Origin of the sequence: Pseudomonas sp. Sample_9, from assembly GCF_004307535.1 — a bacterium.
GTDB lineage: Bacteria > Pseudomonadota > Gammaproteobacteria > Pseudomonadales > Pseudomonadaceae > Aquipseudomonas > Aquipseudomonas mercuritolerans.
In genome coordinates this window covers 21,052-24,941 of sequence record NZ_RAZO01000318.1, presented here as the reverse complement: position 1 = coordinate 24,941, position 3,890 = coordinate 21,052, and the positions used below count along the sequence as shown (strand labels likewise).

Annotated in this window: 1 protein-coding gene; it reads right to left on the bottom strand. The window is 64.1% G+C overall.

From position 1 onward, the window contains the following. On the bottom strand, positions 1–3,890 hold a 3,890-nt coding region (locus tag D6877_RS29965; RefSeq protein WP_241662919.1), incomplete at both ends, for an amino acid adenylation domain-containing protein.

Below are 3,890 nucleotides of genomic sequence, written 5' to 3'. Positions count from 1 at the left end.
CGCAGGCTGGTTTGCGTCAGCAGCAGGGCCATGCGCGAATCTTCGATCATGTACGCCAAGCGCTCGGGCGGATAATCGATGTCCAGCGGCACGTACGCCGCACCGCTCTTGAGCACGGCGAGGAAGCTCACCAGCATTTCCAGCGAACGCGGCAACGCCACGCCGATCACCACTTCCGGCCCGGCGCCATGGGCGATCAGGCACTGCGCAAGTCGATTGGCCTGCCGCTCCAGTTCGGCGTAGCTCAGGCTTTCGCCGGCGCATTGCACCGCGATCGCGTCGGGCTGCTGTTGCGCATGACGGCTGATCAACTCCGGCAACAGGCGAGACTCATGGCGGTGCGCCGGCTCGGCACTCCAGGTCTGCGCCGCTTGCCATTGCTCGGCGGACAGACGCTGTAAGTTGCCCAGCCGCTCATACGGCGCGGCCATCATCGCCGCGAGGGTGTTTTCCAGGGTCAGGCGAATGCCTTGCACCGCCTCGGCGCTGAAGTGGCTGCGCAGGTACAGGTACTCGATCGACAACTCGTCGCCGAGCATCACCGCAAGGTCCATCGGCACGTTGGTCACGCCGTGGCCGATGGATTTGCCGAAGGTCAGCTCGGTATCGGTTTCTTCCTGCAAGCGCTCGTCGATCGGGAAGTTTTCGAACACCACGATGCTGTCGAACAGCGCCTGACCACCGAGGTTCGACCAGCGCTGCACATCGGCCAGCGGCGCCTGGGAGTAATCACGAATGTCGAGGTTGTAGGCCTGCACTTCGCCCAGCCAGTCGGCCAGGCGCTGATCGGCCTGTGGGGTCTGAATGATCGGCAAGGTGTTGATGAACAGGCCGAGCATGTTGCCGACGTTCGGCAGACTTTCCGGGCGCCCCGACACGGTGGCGCCGAAGGTCACCGTTTGCTGGCCAGTGTAGCGTTGCAACAGCAGCAGCCACGCGCCCTGGATCAGCGTGTTGGGGGTGATGCGCAAATCGCGGCAGAACTCCAGCAGGCGCGCGGTTTGCGCCTTGTCCCAATTCGAATAGAGCGCATCGTGACCGGTAACGTCGGCACTGTGGCGCGGGTGCATCGCCTGACTCAGCGCGGTCGGTTCGTTGACCACCGCCAGACGCGCTTTCCAGAACAGCTCCTGGGCATCCTGATCCTGCGCCTGCAACCAGGCAATGAAGTCGCGATAGCGGCCGTTTTCGCCAGTCACCTGGCCCGTGGCGTAGTACTGCAAGACCTCGCCGAACAACCGCGAACTGCTCCAGCCGTCCATCAGGATGTGGTGGCTGGTCCAGATCATCTGGTACTGCTCATCGCCCAGCTGCAACAGGGTCACCCGCTGCAAACGCGCCTCGGCCAAGTCGAAGCCCAGCGCGCGATCGGCGCTGGCGAACTCGGCAATCGCCGCCTCGCTGCAGTCCTGCTCACGCCAATCGAGCACCTGCATCTGCAGCGGCGCATGGCGATGCACCACCTGCAGCGGTTTGGCCAGGCCGTCCTGCCAATGGAAACTGGTGCGCAGGATCGCCTGACGCACAATGATGAATTCCCAGGCCCGGCGGAAACGCTCAACGTCGAGGCCCTTGATCGGCAGGCTGACCTGTTGCACGTAAAGGCTGCTGCCGTTATCCGACAGGGTGTGGAAGAGCATGCCTTCCTGCATCGGCGACAGCGGATAGACGTCTTCGATCAGCTCCGCCGGTACCGGCAAGGCATCGAGCTGCGCCTGATCCAGTTGCGCCAACGGGTAGCCGCTGGCGCTGGCGGAGTGCGCGTCTGCCAGCGAAACCACTGCGGCCAGTTTCTGCACCGTCTGCTGCTGGAACAGGTCTTTGGGCGTGAAGCAAATGCCCTGCTGCCGCGCGCGGCTGACCAGTTGAATCGAGATGATCGAATCACCGCCGAGGGCGAAGAAATTGTCGGTCACGCCGACCTGCTCGATCTTCAGAATGTCCTGCCAGACCTCGGCCAGTTGCTGCTCCAGCGCCGTCGATGGCGCGACGTAATCGCGTTGTGCCTGGCTGGCATTCGGTGCCGGCAAGGCCTTGCGATCGAGTTTGCCGTTGGGTGTCAGCGGCAACTGTTCGAGGAACAGCCACTGCGCCGGCACCATGTAGTCCGGCAGATGCGCCTTGAGCGCGGTTTGCAGCGCAGTGCTCAGCGCGTCCAGTTGCGCGGGGCTTTGATCGGCCTCGGTCGGGACCACATAAGCCAGCAGTTGCTGGCCGCCAACGCCGTCGACCGCCAGCACCACGCCTTCGCGCACGCTGGCCTGGGCCAGCAGACGCGCTTCGATTTCACCCAGTTCAATACGGAAGCCACGCACCTTGACCTGATGGTCGATGCGGCCGACGTATTCGATACGGCCGTCGTCCATGAAACGCGTCAGGTCGCCGGTGCGGTACATACGCTCGCCGTTGCTCGCCAACGGGTTGGGCACGAAACGTTCGGCAGTCAGGCCCGGGCGCAACAGATAGCCACGGGTGATGCCATCGCCGGCCAGATACAGCTCCGCAGCGATGCCGATTGGGGCTGCCTGCAATTGCCCGTCGAGCAGGTACGCAGTGGTATTGCGTAATGGCCGGCCGATATTGGCCTGGCCGCCGGGTTCGCGGCGGGTCCAGGTCGAATACGTGGTGTCTTCGGAAGGCCCGTACAGATCGTAGACGTGGGCGACCGAAGTCTCGCGGTACAAGGTGTCGACCAGCGCCTGCTTGAGCGGCTCGCCGGCCAGATTGATGATGCGCACGCCCGGCGGAATCTGGCCGATGCGTTGCAATGCGGCAATCGCCGACGGCACGGTGTTGATCAGGCGCACCTGATCACGCTCGGGCAAGTCCGCCAGCTCCAGAGCATTGCGCGCCATGACCATGGACCCGCCGCGCGCCAGGGTGACGAAAATCTCCCACACCGACAGGTCGAAGCACACCGACGTCGAGGCCAGCACACCTTGCAGATCGTCCTCGCTGTAGACCTCGGCGGACCAGTCAATCAGCGCCTGTACGTTGCGATGGGCGATGGCCACGCCTTTCGGTTTGCCGGTGGAACCGGAGGTGTAGATCACGTAGGCAAGATTGGCCGGTTCGGCGCGCGCCGGCAGGTTGTCCGGTGCTTGCGCGGCGAACGCCTCACCGCCGGCCTCGACCAGCACCACTTGCGCTTCGCTGGACGGCAGTTGCGCCAGCAGCGCTTGCTGGGTCAGCAGGACTTTCGCCTGACTGTCATCGAGCATGTAGGCCACGCGGTCGGCCGGGTAGTCGGGGTCCAGCGGCACGTAGGTGCCGCCGGCCTTGAGCACCGCCATCAGGGCGATCACCAGTTCCGCCGAACGCGGCAGTGCCACGCCGACGCGTACTTCGGCGGTGACACCCAGCGTCACCAGATGCCGGGCCAACTGGTTTGCGCGGCGGTTCAGTTCGCCGTAGCTCAGGGCCACGCCGGCATGACTCAACGCCAGTGCCTGCGGATGCGCCGCCACCCGTGCTTCAAAGCTCTGCGAGATCAAGCGCTCGGCCGGATAAGCCGCGTGATTGTCGTTCCACTGCGCCAGCGTCTGCCGTTCGGCCAGCGGCAGCAGACCGATCTCGCCAAGTGCCCGTTGCGGCGCTGCGATAAATTGCTCGAGCACTTCACGCAAATGCGCCGCCAGAGCAAGCACGCTGCGTTCGGCAAAGTGTTCGGTGAGGTAGTTGAAATCGAGGTTGAGCACTTCGCTGGCGCCGGCAATCAGGGTCAGAGCGTAGTTGGTCTGCTCGCGATGCTCCAGACCGGAAAAACGCAGCCCGCCCGGATTGGCCTCCAGCGCTTCGGACACCGGGTAGTTCTCGAACACCAGCAAAGTGTCGAACAGCGCTTCGCCACTCAATGCGGCCAGACGCTGAATGTCCTGCAACGGCGTCTG